15 protein-coding genes and 1 riboswitch are annotated in these 15,251 nt (G+C 59.1%); of the genes, 5 read left to right on the forward strand and 10 right to left on the reverse strand.

Annotation, left to right across the window (positions count from 1 at the left end; translation table 11 throughout):
* Window positions 1-11: 11 nt before the first annotated feature.
* Entirely contained in the window at window positions 12-1,268 is a 1,257-nt protein-coding gene (locus ACTQ40_RS01415) for a carboxylate--amine ligase (RefSeq protein WP_441563172.1), read from the reverse strand.
* Window positions 1,269-1,525: 257 nt separating this feature from the next.
* Between ACTQ40_RS01415 and ACTQ40_RS01420 the strand changes: the two genes are divergently transcribed.
* Entirely contained in the window at window positions 1,526-1,822 is a 297-nt protein-coding gene (locus ACTQ40_RS01420) for a hypothetical protein (protein ID WP_441563173.1), read from the forward strand.
* A gap of 234 nt (window positions 1,823-2,056) precedes the next feature.
* Window positions 2,057-3,190 (forward strand): coiled-coil domain-containing protein, encoded by a 1,134-nt coding sequence (locus ACTQ40_RS01425; RefSeq protein ID WP_427718477.1) that lies wholly within the window; start codon window positions 2,057-2,059, stop codon window positions 3,188-3,190.
* 37 nt (window positions 3,191-3,227) lie between these two features.
* Here the strand turns inward: ACTQ40_RS01425 and ACTQ40_RS01430 are convergent, their stop codons facing one another.
* The 9 genes from ACTQ40_RS01430 to ACTQ40_RS01470 all read right to left on the reverse strand — a co-directional run bounded on the left by ACTQ40_RS01430 (window position 3,228) and on the right by ACTQ40_RS01470 (window position 10,882).
* On the reverse strand, window positions 3,228-4,607 hold the full coding sequence (locus ACTQ40_RS01430) for a serine/threonine protein kinase (RefSeq protein ID WP_427795826.1): 1,380 nt from the start codon (window positions 4,605-4,607) through the stop codon (window positions 3,228-3,230).
* Between the two features lie 98 nt (window positions 4,608-4,705).
* Window positions 4,706-5,128 (reverse strand): XRE family transcriptional regulator, encoded by a 423-nt coding sequence (locus tag ACTQ40_RS01435; RefSeq protein WP_154517313.1) that lies wholly within the window; start codon window positions 5,126-5,128, stop codon window positions 4,706-4,708.
* A 39-nt stretch (window positions 5,129-5,167) separates the two neighbouring features.
* Window positions 5,168-5,710: a DUF4352 domain-containing protein gene (locus ACTQ40_RS01440; RefSeq protein WP_154517316.1), complete on the reverse strand. Its 543-nt coding sequence runs from the start codon at window positions 5,708-5,710 to the stop codon at window positions 5,168-5,170.
* Between the two features lie 419 nt (window positions 5,711-6,129).
* Complete coding sequence (locus ACTQ40_RS01445; protein ID WP_441048600.1) at window positions 6,130-7,233, reverse strand: ADP-ribosylglycohydrolase family protein; 1,104 nt, start codon at window positions 7,231-7,233, stop codon at window positions 6,130-6,132.
* Window positions 7,234-7,242: 9 nt separating this feature from the next.
* On the reverse strand, window positions 7,243-8,166 hold the full coding sequence (locus tag ACTQ40_RS01450) for a GIY-YIG nuclease family protein (protein WP_427727850.1): 924 nt from the start codon (window positions 8,164-8,166) through the stop codon (window positions 7,243-7,245).
* A gap of 480 nt (window positions 8,167-8,646) precedes the next feature.
* Window positions 8,647-8,892 carry a hypothetical protein gene (locus ACTQ40_RS01455; RefSeq protein WP_441015765.1) on the reverse strand — a complete coding sequence of 82 codons (246 nt, stop codon included), beginning with the start codon at window positions 8,890-8,892 and terminating at the stop codon, window positions 8,647-8,649.
* Between the two features lie 107 nt (window positions 8,893-8,999).
* Window positions 9,000-9,341 (reverse strand): HigA family addiction module antitoxin, encoded by a 342-nt coding sequence (locus ACTQ40_RS01460; protein WP_427727846.1) that lies wholly within the window; start codon window positions 9,339-9,341, stop codon window positions 9,000-9,002.
* Window positions 9,313-9,594: a type II toxin-antitoxin system RelE/ParE family toxin gene (locus ACTQ40_RS01465; protein WP_441563174.1), complete on the reverse strand. Its 282-nt coding sequence runs from the start codon at window positions 9,592-9,594 to the stop codon at window positions 9,313-9,315. Before ACTQ40_RS01465 ends, ACTQ40_RS01460 begins: the two co-directional genes overlap by 29 nt.
* Before the next feature lie 100 nt (window positions 9,595-9,694).
* A complete protein-coding gene (locus ACTQ40_RS01470; RefSeq protein ID WP_441563175.1) occupies window positions 9,695-10,882 on the reverse strand; it encodes an N-acetyldiaminopimelate deacetylase in 1,188 nt (395 codons plus the stop codon).
* Window positions 10,883-11,026: 144 nt separating this feature from the next.
* A riboswitch (Lysine riboswitch) is annotated at window positions 11,027-11,195 on the forward strand.
* Between the two features lie 65 nt (window positions 11,196-11,260).
* On the opposite strand from ACTQ40_RS01470, the gene dapA reads away from it, so the two are divergent.
* Genes dapA through dapD form a run of 3 tightly spaced genes read left to right on the forward strand, consistent with a single transcriptional unit; the run spans window position 11,261 to window position 15,062 of the window.
* The gene (gene dapA / locus ACTQ40_RS01475; protein WP_441563176.1) at window positions 11,261-13,570 is read left to right on the forward strand and encodes a 4-hydroxy-tetrahydrodipicolinate synthase; all 2,310 of its coding nucleotides are present in this window, start codon (window positions 11,261-11,263) and stop codon (window positions 13,568-13,570) included.
* The gene (gene dapB, locus ACTQ40_RS01480; RefSeq protein WP_441563177.1) at window positions 13,563-14,303 is read left to right on the forward strand and encodes a 4-hydroxy-tetrahydrodipicolinate reductase; all 741 of its coding nucleotides are present in this window, start codon (window positions 13,563-13,565) and stop codon (window positions 14,301-14,303) included. Before dapA ends, dapB begins: the two co-directional genes overlap by 8 nt.
* A gap of 39 nt (window positions 14,304-14,342) precedes the next feature.
* Entirely contained in the window at window positions 14,343-15,062 is a 720-nt protein-coding gene (gene dapD, locus ACTQ40_RS01485) for a 2,3,4,5-tetrahydropyridine-2,6-dicarboxylate N-acetyltransferase (RefSeq protein WP_154517324.1), read from the forward strand.
* Window positions 15,063-15,251 lie beyond the last annotated feature (189 nt).

Here is a 15,251-nt window from a genome sequence, read left to right on the forward strand (position 1 = left end):
CGACGTTCATCCTATTTGTAATACGTCTTAAACAGCTTAAAGTGACGCAGTTTGGTGTGCCACATGCGCAGCCAGCGGTTAAAGACAAAGTCGCCCTTCATAAACGAGGGGTCGGCGGCCTTACCCTCCTTGACCAGGCGATGCGCCTTAGCGCGCAGCTCGGGATCCTTGACGTATTTATCGACCACGCCCATGGGGACAACCATCCACAGCGCCTCGTTCTGCGCCGTCACAAACTCGGGCTCAAACGGGCGGTTGTACACATGCTCGTCCACTACGTACTTGGCAACGTTAAAGCCACTGTTGGTGACGTAGTAGTTACTGCGGCCCTGGCGAGTGTTGAAGTCGAAGAACTTGAAGGAACCGTCGCGCTCGTCGTATTTGACGTCAAAGTTGGAGAAGCCCGTAAACTTGAGGTCCTCGAGCAACTTTCGCACGCCGCCCATGAGCTCGTCATTGGGCTCGGTGATGATGCAGGCGTGGTTGCCAACGCCGTGAGGCTGGTGCTCCTCGAGCAGCACGTGGCCCAGGCACATCATGCGCACCTTGCCGTTACGGTCGGAATAGCTGGTAAGCACGCGCATGTACTCGTCGTTGCCGGGCACGCGATCCTGCAAGATGAGGTCATCGGTGTAGCCACTCGCGTATACATCGCGAATGACCTGCTCCAGCTCGGCGCGATCGGCGATCTCGTAGGCCTTCTTCTGGCCCTCGAACTCATGCTCCCACCACATGATGCCGTCGGAAGGCTTCAGAATCATCGGGAAGGGAAAATCGATCTGGTCGAGCACCTCGGCAGGAGCCTCGCCCCGGGCGTTGAGCATGGCCATGGTAAAGGTAAACGTATGCGGATAGGGAACACCGTGCTTCTCGCACAGCTCGTAGAAGATTTCCTTCTTCTGGCACTGTTCGAGCATGCTGTAGGGCGCATAGGGCGCGATGACGTTTGAGGCAAGCTCGCCGGCATCCTGAGCCTGTGCGGCAAGCGCGACATAGTTGTCGCCGCAGCCCATGAGAATAATCTTCTTATCGGGATTGGCCTGCGCGACACCGTTAATGGTCTCGATCATGACCGGCATGGTGTCGATATCCACATTGGGCGTGTAGTCGATAATCTGGCTGCGGTACGCAGGACCGGTCTGGTACTTGCCAAAGACCAGGCTCTTGACCTGATACTCCTCGTAAAAGGCGCGCGCCACCGAATAGGCGTTGATGTCGCCACCGAGCAGCACGGGGATAAACTCGCGCTCTGTAAACTGCAATGCCATGGAAACTTCCTATCTAGAACTGCCCACGACGGGCGGTCTTTATGCAACCTGTTTATTTTAGCGTGCCGGACCGTTTCCTCCTAAAGCTCCACTGTATCTATGACAATCAACGCAATTATCCAGCATGAAGGCCGCACTCACCGCCGTATGACAAACGGCAATGAACCCACCGTTGTTGTAGGGTTCAGCATATTGATACCCCCGAGCGAAAGGCGCACGCGTGCTCCAGGACCTTCCAACCGATAACCCCATCCTCGATGCCGCAAAACGCGAGTTGGCGCAGCGCGCAAGCGACTGATCCTCTGCGCACCGCAAACAACGCTTACGACGGTGCCGCCTACATCACCTCCATCGATACATCGGCGCACAAAGGCACGCGCAAGACGCCCGTCGCTGGCGGACACGATACCGCCATCGAGCAGTTTGGCCTCGTCTCCGATGCCCACGCCGGGGTCAACATCAGGGTAATCAAACTCGGCGACGGCACCTGTTCGTTCACCCCCGCCCAGGCGCTCAACGAAGTAGAGCAAGCTCGCCGCAATGGAACCTTATAGCCACAAACCCCAACGTTGAGATAGCCTTCACAGTCCAAAGCCCGTCCCAAACAGGCCCCCGTAACGTTAAAGTTGAACTCTATGGTTTCTCAACAATTCGATATAACTGCAGGTCAAAGCCAAAGTCTCAAGTTCAACTTGACCCTTTAAAACCTTTAAGGTTCAAGTTGAGGTCGAAAGCAGTAGTAGAATACCTGAGAAACAATAACCTACGATTGATTGCAGAGGGACTGGATGCAGCATTCGAATCATCGCACCGCAGCGCTCATCGCGTCGAAGCCGGCTCGTATCATCACGAGCGCCGCGCTCGCCGTTGCGTTGACGGCCACGCCGATGCTCTCCCCCGTCGCGGCGTATGCCGCCTCGCAGGCAACGCAGGATCAGCTTGCCGCCGCCCAGCAGAAGATCGAAGCCGCCACGAGCGCCTACAACGATGCCCGCACCAAGCTCGGCGATCTGCAGAAGCAGATTGACGCCAACGAGGCAAGTATCGAAAAGATCGAGGCGAAGCTTCCCGATCAGCAGGAAAAGGCATGCACCGCCATGCGCGATCTGTACAAGTACCAGAAGGGCACCAACCCCATCGTGAGCTTCCTGGTCAACGCACAGAGCCTGGGTGAGTTCATCACGACCTGCAAATACACCAACCAGATCACAAGCTCGAGCGTCGACGAGATCGAAGAGCTCAATAACATGCAAACCGAACTCGAGCAGAACAAGGCCGAGCTCCAGCAGGCCAAGTCTCAGCTTGAGGCAGAGCAGAAAAACGCCGAGGATGCGCTGGCGCAGGCCCAGCAGCTCCGCAGCGAGGCACAGGCAAAAGCCGAGCAGGAAAATGCCGCCGAGCTTGCCAAGCTTGAGGCCGATAAGGCCGCTGCCGCCGAGAAGCTCTCGGGCGAGGGCGTGAGCGGCAGCAATTCCAGCAGCCAGGCCACCAACGCCAACACCACCATCGACACCACGGTGAACAACGCCAACACCGGTAGTTCCGATTACGATTCGTTCATTAATGAGTGGACGAGCCGCATCGACAATTACCTCGCCGGCTCCCCTATGGCAGGCCAGGGCTATAACTTTGCCGTCGCCGCTTGGAATACCGGTGTCGACCCCCGTTGGTCCCCCGCCATCGCCTGCATCGAGAGCACCAAGGGTGCTTATTGCGCCAATTCTTACAACGCCTGGGGCTGGAGTGCACGTGGCGGCGGTTGGCGCAGCTTTGGCAGCTGGAGCGAGGGCATCTTCGCTCACGTTGCCTATCTGGGCGCCAACTACGGCTCCACCCTTACCCCGGCTGCGGCCAAAAAGTACTGCCCACCCACGTGGCAGGACTGGTACAACAAAGTCGCCGCTCAGATGAACCGCATCTAAGTGCAACTGCAAAGGGCCCCAATGGGGCCCTTTTCTTTTAGGTAGCGGAGGTATCGACGACGCCGGTCGCATTGGCAACCGCGACTATAACGATCATGCATAGGAGCAGCACACCCAATGCCTTGAGCCAGAGTTTCGCGAGTTTCTTGCCGCGATAACTGTCGAGCAGTGCGAATCGCCGACGTAGACGGCGCTTATCGAGCACCGCAAAATGCGTAAGCGCCATAAGGCCATCGACAAAGAAAAAATACTCGATTATGAGAAGCCACGTCGGGTAGCTTTGGTTTGCTCCCGTGGGTTGAAAGACGGCAAAGTGACTTCCGGCAAAGAACACAAGCAGCGAGAAGCAGACGAGCGTATTCCAAATGCGCCCCAGGGACTCCGGAACGCGAGAGAGCAGACCGCATGCAGCGGAGGTGGCAGGCCTAGGAAGCCTTGCGGGGTTCTGGAGCCCTTGGGGCGTCAACAACGTCTCCGAGGCCGGAGTACGGACAGGCGCAGGCGCAGGAGGCCGCACGGGGCGACTCAGATCGTATGCCGCGCGCGTCGCCCGTCCCAACGCTTCCGCACTCGCAAAGCGCTTGGCCGGATCGAGCGCCATCGCCATGCAAACGACATCGGCAAGTGGAGTGGGAATGCCGCGCACCTCGCATTGCTCGCGCATGTCGAGCCCTGGTTTAGGGTCGACTCCCGTCAAGCAGAAGAACAGCAGGGCACCGAGTGCGTAGACGTCGCTTCGCACGCTCGTCTGTCCAAACCCATACTGCTCGGGCGGCGCATAGGGCCGTGTCCCAAACTTGACAGTATCGGCATCGGCGCCATCCCGCCACACGCGCGCGATCCCCAAGTCGATAATCACCAGCGATGAAAACGTCAGGCCGTCATCAGGCGTATAGTTGGCACCTGTCACGATGATATTCGACGGCTTGAGGTCGCGATGGATCACCGGCGCCGAAGCCTCCCCCGCCATTGCAAAACCGGCATGGAGCTCGCCCACGGCGTCGCAAAGGACAGGATACAATTCACGCGCATAATCGGGAGCGGATCCCAGACGGTCCACCAGTGCCCCGAGTGTCTCCCCTTCTATATATTCCATAACCACGTTGAGCTCGTCGCCCGCACGACGACAATCGACGATTCTGGGCAGGTGCTCAAAACGCCTGCCTGCCCGCTGAGCGGCAAACAGACGCTCGTATGCCCCGCCGATTTGAGCCGAAGCATCGATGCGTTTACGGACAAAGGGACCGAGCGAACCACCGCCGGTTCCTTCAAAGTACACGAGCTCGGTTGTTTCAACGGACGAGCGCTTAAGTACACGCTCCACGCGATAGCTGTCGTCGCGATCGAGCGACGCCAGGTGCTCGGCAAGCGCTGCGGTCAGCTCGTCATTGGAATAAGTTGGGGTCTGAGTATCCATAGCCTCCATCATAGCGCAGGGCGCAGACACCCCATGGCATCCGCGCCCCGTTCGTTTGCATCGTTGTTCGACAGCTCCGCCGGCTCAGATATCAGCGGCTAATTCACCGTCTCCTCGCCAAAGCGATACAGCTCCTCGTTGACCTTTTGGAGGCTGCACCCGCGATCGATGCAAAAGATGATAATCGCATCGCGGCGGTCCTTGCAGTTAAGGACGCTTACCCCGGCAGCCGTCAGCGCACGGTTGGTCTCTTTGAGCGTCAGCGCCATCGCAAAGGCAATCTGCAGCACCTTATTGCGACTCGGATGACGCGCACCGGTAAAGATCTGATAGCCAAAGGTCTCATTGAGATCGGCCATACGAACCACGCGCGAGCGCTCCAAGCCCTTTTCCTGCAGTAGCTGCTTCAGGTAATCCGAAAGCGACGGGGCGGCAAAGTCGTGCTCCCTGATATAGCCATCGATGTTCGGCGCATCGAGAAGCTCATTGAGCAACTCCTCGGTCAGCTTTTTATCGGGCATACGACTTCACCTCCCATCCGGCGCAACGGTAGCGACATGCTAGGCCAGCACCCAGCTTGCAGTGGCAGACTTATCAAACATGTTGGCAAAATACAGTGCCTTCTTGATATCGCCATCAAAGTAGATATTGCCCGCCACGGAGCCACCGGCGGAAAGGGTACCAGACTGCAGCTCATCGGAGCCCTCGCTGTAGTAACCCTGATTCTGTTGGGCGCCGTTGGCGTCCTCGCCCTTCCAGTCGTAGATATTGTAATCTGCGCCCTCATCGCCATTGTTGACGTACGTGACGTGAATGCCCGTCATGGTCGAACCGTCATAATTTGTAAGGCCGGGCTGGACGGAATCGACGACGACGGAAAGACCGGCAGCTGTGGTCACCGTCGTGCCAACCGCCAGGTCAGTCGTAGGCTGCTCTTCCTTCTTCGCCTCTTCCTTCTTGTCGCCATCGCCAGCGTCCTCGGTGACGGTCGCCTTATCGCTACCACAACCGGCAAGAAGACCGGCAGTCCCCAAGGCGACGGTGGCGAATGCGCCAAGTGCAGCGCGACGGCTCAGCAGCACTTCGTTTTCGAGCTTTTTCATTATGCATCCTTCCTACGATCCGGCTACCGCGCCGGTACACAGCACATCGTAGAAGGCAACGAGCTCAAATTCATTAGCTGGGAGCTAATGGGGGGGTTGTAAGCCAGATTGGTACTGGATTGAGAAGATGCCTGTTCAGATGGAGCGGTGATTGAGGCTGCAGCTTGATACCAAAGCGCCCTTGCCGCGCCTCTGGCCGACGTTAGCCGCACCCCTCTCACCTGCAAGATGCCCATGAGGGGGGCTGCCCGTCGAAGATAGCGCGCGCATGGTGTTCGACGATTCCGTCGCCCCGCTATCGAATAAAAGGTATGGTCCTAAGATCACTCAGGCAATAAAGCAATAGTGCTGCGGTATATCTCCCCGTGCTTTAAGTCGGCATCAGCCACCTCAGGCAAGCGATTCAAATCACGGCACCCCTATGCCAGCTCGCGAAGCCTCCCGAGCGCCAGCCTGAACCACTCCAGATCGTCCTCATCAGGCACGCTATCGTACTTCCAGTGCGTTATATAGCGCCACCGAGAGAAGACGCCGCTGCCCAGAAGCCCAACGTCGTCTATGGTGTCTATGTCCTCTCGCAGTCCTTCGGCCGTACCGGAGCGCGGATATGCCCCGGCAAAGGCCTCGCCAAAGTCCATGTGCCAACCCAGGCCGAACATGTCATGGGCCAACGCGTGGAAGTCGCGGGTGGGACCGTCCAGCGAATCCTCGAAGCGCTTAACGAACCTGCACAGGTCATCACCGTAAGCCCCGCCGAACAAATAAGGCTCAATCACGTCCTTGCCGCGCAAGGCCTCTAACCACTCGGTCGGAATGCCCTCGTATCCGTACAGGATGCCGGCCAATCCACCGGCCACGCAAGCCGTGGTGTCGGTATCGTCGCCCAGGTTCACGGCGGTCAGTACGCAGTCGCGGTAGTTGTCGGTATGTTCTAGGCACCAGATGGCGGCGTGGTAAGTATCCCACACGTAGCCGCCGCTGGCACCAGCTCTGTCCTCACTCTCGCAGCCGGCGTGCCCGCTGTAAAGCACCTCGCGGGCATAGGCGATCATGTCCACGCAGGCCTGGCAGCAGTCGTCGGTAGCGTGGGTGATCGCGCTGACCTCCCTTATGTCGCAGTCGGAGCATTCCATAAACACCATAGGCAGGCAACGCATGAGCGAGCCGTTGCCCTTGCTGTATTCGCTTGTGAGCCCGCAACCCGTATCGAGCGCCTGCCTGGTGGCGTTGCCGTAGTCGAAGACGTTCCCGTCGGCGGTGTATGCGCCTTCGTTTATCCAATTGCGGAACTTGACGAGGATATCGTCGCAATTGATATCGCCGAGCTCGCGGTAGCTGTCGCACAGCGCGAGCGCCATGGACGTGTCGTCGCTCCATGTGCCCGCAGGCTGGTTGTGCGTGCCGAGGCCCACCATGTCCGTGCAGGTAAAGCTGCCGCGCGGCCTGAACTCGTAGGGCACGCCGAGCGCATCGCCCACGGCCATGCCGTACACGCAGTCCCTCACCGTCCGTAACAAGCCCATGGCGCGCACCTAGTTCCAGTTCATGCCGAACTTGCGCGAGCAAAGCACGTCTTTCCAGTGACTCTCGCGCTCGCACACCTCGGCGGTGGTCATCTTGGTGTCGCACACCTCTAGAATAGAGTAGGTGAAGTTTTCCACGATGTACCCAGTTCCGTGCTCGGCCACGATGGCCTTGAACTCCTTGTTGCCGCCAGTCGGGTCCATGGGGTTGGCATAGGCGCTCCAGCGCTGCCAGATACCCAAGTCCGCGCCCGCGTCCTTCTTGCTGTCGCCCGAGGCCGAACCCACGTAGAGTTTCCCCGTCGCGGTGTCGGTGATGCAGTAGACGCCCTTCACGTTGTCCAGCGCCCAGTACCAGTCGGAGCCCACGCTGGCGATAACGGCCTGCAAGGTCTTGTGGTCGATACACACGTACTTGTAGCCAGGAAAAGGGGCAACGTTGCCCAGGCTCATCGAGTACTCGTACACTACGGGCTCGAAGTCGTGCATCGTGTTCTCGTAGAACTTGTTGTAGATGTCGCGCCCGATAGGCTTCTTCAACTTGATGATGAGGCGCTTGATGTAGGCCTCGTAGTCGGGAAGAAGCGTCAACTTGTAGCCCACGCCGCCCAGCACCTCGGGTACTGCCTTCTCCACTTTGTGCATGCCGCCGAAGATGAAGTACTCGGGCCCGTAGGTGTAGTACTGTGCGAACGAGAGCAGGTAATCCGCATGGTTGAGGTTGTTATTCGCTTGTCCCGTCGCGCTCCTCCACGCGTTCATCTCGTACCATCGCGAGCCGCTATCGGTCTTCTCGGGGGTCGAGGTGTCCTTCAACAGCATGTCGTACGCGCGCACGTTCACGTCGCCAGCATTCATGTTGAATTTGATCTTTGTCTTCTCTGGGTGCGCCACCGGCATCAAATCCCTGAGCGTTATAACAGCATTTCCCATGTTAATTCCGCCGTTTCAGTTTGAAAAGCCTGTAGGTCGAATCATACCACTCGCTTTCCAGACGAAAATTAGTGCTCGGCTAACCGCTCTGCTGTTGTCGTTTCTTATGGCGAAGAAGAGCACGAAGCCGATAAGCCCCGCGCCCGTGTTTATGCCTTGTTTGGCGATTGTTCGTGATATGCCCGCACAGCTATTTTTGGTGAATAATCCGAAAGTAAGGAAGATAAGCGCGAATCATCCACGCCACCATCCGTCTCGCCCGCACTCGGGCAATACGCAGTGCCCGCTCCTGATCGGCCGTCCCTAGCGCCGGCGCGAACTCTTAGATGGCGTCTTTTGCGCTCATCACCTTGCGGAAGACGGTCGCGTCCTGCTTGCCGATGGGAATCGCGATCTTCTTGCCGCCCGCGCGTCGCACTCCGTCTTGAACAACATGTCCCATCCGCCCCCTCGCCTCATCCTCAAAAGGCTCGTCGAAGCCTAGCCCACCGTGACGGATTCCCCGGTAAAGGTGCTAACGAGCAGCAAAACAAAGAACACAAGGTAGCCGATGCTCAACAGGTAGGCGGTAACCAAAAAGACAATCCATCCCACATCGGTCTTGCCGTCGGCATGGCGTTGCTCGCGATTGCGGCAGAGCCAAATCGTCACGCCAATGGCCACGATCAGCAACACGAGTGCCGCTGCCGCCAACCCGGCAAGCGCAAACATAACGCCAATGCTCACAGCAATAACCGGAAGCAACAACAAGCCGCATCCACACCCACCGGGACTATAAACGGCAGACTGTCGGCGTCGCCCCATCGTCACTCCAACCTCAACATCTTTGAACACTACAATGCGATAGCCTGCTGAACAGGAACGATCTTATCCAGTTCCGGCTCGATGCGCCTCTTTTCCGCCTCGAGGTCAAACGCTATCTGGGCGCGCAGCCAATAACCATCCGTTAGGCCAAAGTAGCGGCAAAGGCGAAGATCGGTGTCAGCCGTAACACGACGCCTCCCCAAAATAATCTGCCCAATACGCTGTGCCGGAATCCCGGTCTCCTTAGCAAGACGATATTGAGAAATGCCCATAGGAACAAGAAATTCCTCTTTGAGAAGTTCACCAGGAGTCACCGGTGACAGCAAATCGGGCGCGGTCTCATCACTTGTGATAATCGACGATTTCGACATTCCAAGCCATCCCCTGTCTCCACTCAAAGCAGACCCGATAGCGCTCATTAACACGGACACTATATTGGCCGGCGCGATCGCCCTTCAACGCTTCAAGACGATTGCCCGGAGGAACGCGAAGGTCATCAAGTGAAGCACAAACCTGCAGTTGACGAATCTTCCTCAATGCGACCCGCTCAAAGGGCACGAACCTCCTGACCCGCACACCCATTGCAAAACGCTCGCTATCCTCATCTTTGTACGATGCAATCATAGTATCGCCTTACGTTAATAACGTCAAACGTTTCTACAGACATACATCTCTATTATACCGTACATTTGTTCGTATTTTCTAGAACATGCGCCCGCGCCGATTAACCAAGCAAAAGCAATCGTTTGTAGACATCGAGGCCCTTGAGCAAAATTTCCTCGTCAAAGAGCATGGTATCGGTGTGAAGGGCGCTCGTGGCATAGGCGGGACAGCCATCCGAATCGCTCGGGTTTTCTTGACCCTCCGGCACACCCGTGCCCAGCAAGAAGAACACGCCCGGCAGATGGCGCTGATAGAACGCAAAGTCCTCGGCAATTAACAGCGGCTCCTCCACAAGCTGCAGGCCGGGCAAGGCAGGCGCGACGCTGGCAAACAACTCGGGGTCGTTGTCGACCGGCGGATAGCCCTCGGCAAAGTCGAGATCGTACGTGCAGCCCGTTGCGGCACAGGCATCGTCCAGCACGCGGCGCACGCCTTCGCGCGCCCGGTCGAACATGCCGTCCGTAAACACACGCAGGCTTCCGGCCACATGGGCCTCCCCCGCCACCGCGTTGCAAACCGTACCGGCCTGCAGCAGACCAAACTTGCCGATACAGGGCTCGTCGGTGCCCAGTTCGTCCATCAGCTCGCGCTCGGCAACCAAAAACTTCGCTGCCGCCAACGCGGCATCGTGCGACTCCTCGACCGGCACGCCATAGGTCTTAGCAATATGGATGCTCGTACCGTGAATATAGATATGCGTCTCGCTCGAACGCGCCAACAGCGGACCGGAACAGCTCGCCAACGTGCCGGCAGGCAGATCGGGCCACACATGGAAGCCAAAAATGCGGTCGGCCCCATAGCGCTCGAACACGCCGCTCTCGCATACCGTCTTGGCACCACCGGTCGTTTCCTCGGCCGGCTGGAACACAAAGAGCACGTTGCGCCTCATGGCGCCCGGCTGCTCGCGAATCGTACGGTCGACATACGTCGCGGCGGCAAGTGCCATGGCCATGTGACCGTCATGTCCGCAAGCGTGCATCTTGCCGGAATGGGTCGAGGCAAAGGCCGCCCCTGTCGCCTCCTCAATGGGCAGCGCATCCATATCGGCGCGAATCGCCGTGGCATGCGCGGCATCAACGCCGGCGTCGAAGAAAGCGCAGACGCAGCTGGGGCACGGATGGGTCACTTCGCAGGTGAGCGGTGCCAGCACGCCCTCGATATAGGCAATGGTTTGCGGAAGATCGAAATCGAGCTCCGGAATGCGATGGAGATCGCGGCGATAGCGACGGAGTTCTTGGAGCTCGGTCATAGAGGATCCCTTCGTGAGGCACATCTGTTGCAACTTATTGTGATACAGGATTGTGGCGCACATGTTTCCAGCATATCCCTGCATTTTTTAAACGTTATATACGAATACTCTTGTTTGGTAAAGTGCAACGTGATAGGGTCTTTACCACTTGATAGAGGCGCGGGCACGAAGAGCCGCGGGCGAGCCGGCAGGCTTTGACCCCGCGGGGAGGCGAAACCCGCCGAACTGGGTTTTTCGGGCACGAACAACCTGGTGGGCCTGTGGGAAACACCCACAGGACTGTCTGCAGCAATGCGGGAGCGCTATCCGGACATTGGGTCCACGCTATGCGGATTCGATGCGCAGATGGCGCCGTCTGGATAGCGAGGTTTACGGGACATGGCATTGACCCCCAACGAGGCATATGCGGCCAAGCAGCCGTTTGTGGACAAGGAGACGCTCGAGCATATCGTCGAGCAGTTCCCCACGCCGTTTCATCTATACGACGAGGCGGGCATCCGCCGCAACATGCAAGAGGTGCGCGACGCCTTTGCGTGGAACCCGGGCTTTAAGGAATACTTTGCCGTCAAGGCCAACCCCAACCCGGCACTCATCTCCATTCTCAACGAATACGGCTGCGGCTGCGATTGCTCGAGCTATACCGAGCTCATGATCGCCCGCTCGCTGGGTATCACGGGACACGACATCATGTTCTCGTCCAACGACACGCCGGCTGCGGACTTTGAGCTCGCCGACAAGCTGGGTGCCATCGTCAACTTTGACGACATCAGCCACATCGAGTTCTTTGAGCGTGTTGCGGGGCCCATCCCCAAGACGGTCAGCTGCCGCTTTAATCCGGGCGGCCTGTTCCAGCTCTCCAACGGCATCATGGACAACCCCGGCGACTCCAAATACGGCATGACCACCGAGCAACTCTTCGAGGCCTTCCGTATGCTCAAGACCAAGGGTGCCGAGGACTTTGGCATCCACGCCTTCCTTGCCAGCAACACCGTCACCAACGACTATTACCCCAAGCTCGCGCGCATCCTCTTTGAGCTTGCCGTGCGCCTGGAGCGCGAGACCGGCGCACACGTCGCCTTCATCAATCTATCCGGCGGCGTCGGCATCCCCTACCTGCCCGAGCAGCAGGCCAACGACATTCACGCCATCGGCGAGGGAGTGCACGCGGCATACGACGAGATCCTGGTCCCCGCAGGCATGGGCGATGTGGCAATCTACACCGAGATGGGCCGCTTTATGATGGGCCCCTACGGCTGCCTGGTCACCAAGGCCATCCACGAGAAGCAGATCTACAAGGACTATATCGGTGTCGATGCAAGCGCCGTCGATTTGATCCGCCCCGCCATGTATGGTGCCTACCACCACATTACGGTGATGGGTCAGCCGGGCGGCGCCGACAAGGGCACAGCGCCCGTCACGAACACCTATGACATCACGGGCAATCTGTGCGAGAACAACGACAAGTTCGCCATCGATCGCGAGCTACCGCATATCGACATGGGCGACCTGCTTGTAATCCACGATACCGGTGCGCATGGCTACTCCATGGGCTACAACTACAACGGACGGCTGCGCTCCGCCGAGGTCCTGCTGCGCCCCGATGGCGCGGCCGACCTCATCCGCCGCGCCGAGCGCCCGGGCGATTACTTTGCCACGCTCGACGTGCTGCCGTGCGGCCGAGAACTGTTGGCCAAGTCGCGCGCCGAAAGTGCCCGCCGCCGCGCCCAAGACGAGCGCCTGGCAGTCGCCGCCCAATGGAACAAGCGCATCCAGATCGCCGAAGCGAAGGAGAAGAACATGGACATCCGCAATCTCGAGGGCTCAATCGTCGCCCTGGTTACGCCGTTTAAAAAGGACGGCAGTGTCGACTTTGATGCGCTCGAGCGCCTTATCGATTTCCACCTGCAAAATGGCACCGACGCCATCCTCGCCCTGGGCACCACCGGCGAGAGCGCCACGATGACCGACGACGAGGACAACTCCGTTGTCGCCGCGGTGGTCAAGCAAGTTGCAGGACGCGTCCCCGTCATCGCCGGCTCGGGCTCCAACTCCACGCAGACCATGCTCACCAAGTCGCTCACTTACCAGGGCTTGGGAGCCGACGGCCTGCTGCTCATTACCCCCTACTACAACAAATCCAACGAAGAGGGTATCTACCAGCACTTTAAGACCGTCGCCGATGCCGTGGACATCCCCTGCATCCTGTACAACATCCCCGGCCGCTGTGGCTGCGGCATCAGCGAGCGCAACGTGGAGCGCTTGGCCGCGCACCCCAACATCATGGGTATTAAGGAAGCCTCGGGCAACGTCGCCTACGCTGCCAAGATCGCCCACCTGCTGTCCGACGACTTCCGCATGTACTCGGGCGAGGACGCGCTCACCGTGCCGCTCATGAACCTGGGTGCTTCGGGCACCATCAGCGTGTGGGCCGACGTGCAGCCGCAGCTCGTACATGACATGTGCCGCGCCTATCTGGACGGTGACGTGGCACGTGCCCGCGATATCCAGATTGCCGGCCAGCCGCTCATCAATGCCCTCTTTAGCGAGGTCAACCCCATCCCCGTCAAGGAAGCGCTCGCCCAGATGGGTATGATCGAGGCAAACTACCGCATGCCGCTGTGTCCCATGGCAGACGACACGCGCTCCGCACTTACCGATGCTCTGAAGGGAGCTGGTCTGCTTGATTAAGACCGTCATTATGGGAACGGGCCGCATGGGCTCGCTCATCCGCACTACCGCCGAGGGTATTGTCGACGCTGCCGGAGAGCCCGTTTTTGACATCGTCGCCCAGATCGGCTTCGACTTGTCAGAGCTCGAGAACGCTCCGGCAGCCGACGTCATCATCGACTTCTCGAACGTTGCGACCTTCGACGCCGTCGTCGCCTATGTCGAGCGCACGGGTGCGGCGTTGGTCTCGGGCACCACAGGCTATACGCCCGAGCAGATGGATCGCCTGCGCGAGCTGGGTCAGAGCGCCCGCGTCATGCACTCCGGCAATTACTCCATCGGTATCGCAGCCCTGCGTCATCTGGTGGCACAGGCCACGCGAGAGCTGCCCGGCTTTGACTGCGAAATCGTCGAGACGCACCACAACCAAAAGGTCGACGCCCCCAGCGGCACTGCCAAGTTGCTGCTCGACGCCGTCGTCGAAGCCGAGGCCGAGGCAGGCTACCACCCCGTCTATGGCCGCGAGGGCATGTGCGGAGCGCGCGACCCCAAGGAGATCGGCATGCACTCGCTGCGCGGTGGCACTGTCGCCGGCGTGCACGAAGTGAGTTTCTTTGGCCAGGACGAGGAGGTCACGCTCACGCATCGCGCCACGAGTCGTCAGATCTTTGTCAACGGTGCCTTGGCAGCCGCGCAGAAACTCATCACCCGCGAGCACGGCTTCTATACGTTCGACCAGGTCATGTTTGCCTAACCAGGTATCAACCGGATCCACCCAAAGGAGAGACCGCAAATGAGCAACGCAGCCGAAATGGATGCACAGGAGATTATCAACTATATCGCCACCGCGCCCAAGAAGACGCCCGTCAAGCTGTACGTGCGCGAAAAGCCGGGCATGAAGGTCCAGTGGGGCAATGCGCATGTCTATGGCGGCCGCCGTGGCAAGACTGTATTTGGCGACTGGGATGAGCTCAAGGCAATCCTCGACGCCAACGTCGATTCCATCGATTACTACGATGTGGAGAACGACTGCCGCAACTCCGCCGTGCCCATGCTCGACCTCAAGGGCATCAACGCCCGCATCGAGCCGGGCGCGATCATCCGCGACCGCGTCGAGATCGGCGACCGTGCCGTCATCATGATGGGCGCCATCATCAACATCGGCTCCGTCATTGGCGAAGGCTCCATGATCGATATGGGCGCCGTGCTGGGCGGTCGCGCCACCGTGGGCAAGAACTGCCACATCGGCGCCGGCACCGTGCTGGCAGGCGTCGTGGAGCCCGCCAGCGCCACGCCCGTCATCATCGAGGACGACGTTATGATCGGCGCCAATGCTGTGGTCCTGGAAGGCGTGCGCGTGGGCAAGGGTGCTGTCGTTGCCGCCGGCGCCGTGTGCGTCGAGGACGTCCCCGCCGGCGCCGTCGTGGCCGGTGTCCCCGCCCGCGTTATCAAGATGCGCGACGAGAAGACCGACAGCAAGACCGGTCTCGAAGAGGGCCTGCGCCAGCTGTAGGGTTACGCGGTTTTACCAAACCGCGTAACTTGTCGACGCTGCAAACGCCCCTAAGCGGCAATCCGACGTTCAATCGTCGGTCGCGTACAAAAGTACGCTTCCCTCCTCTTTCACGTCACCTTGCTCGCTTAGGGGCGTTTTCGCTGACGTGTGCTCAACCTGCGGGGTAATGTCAGCAACCAAGCCGAA

Source organism: Collinsella sp. Sow4_D11, from assembly GCF_052116465.1.
Lineage (GTDB): Bacteria > Actinomycetota > Coriobacteriia > Coriobacteriales > Coriobacteriaceae > Collinsella.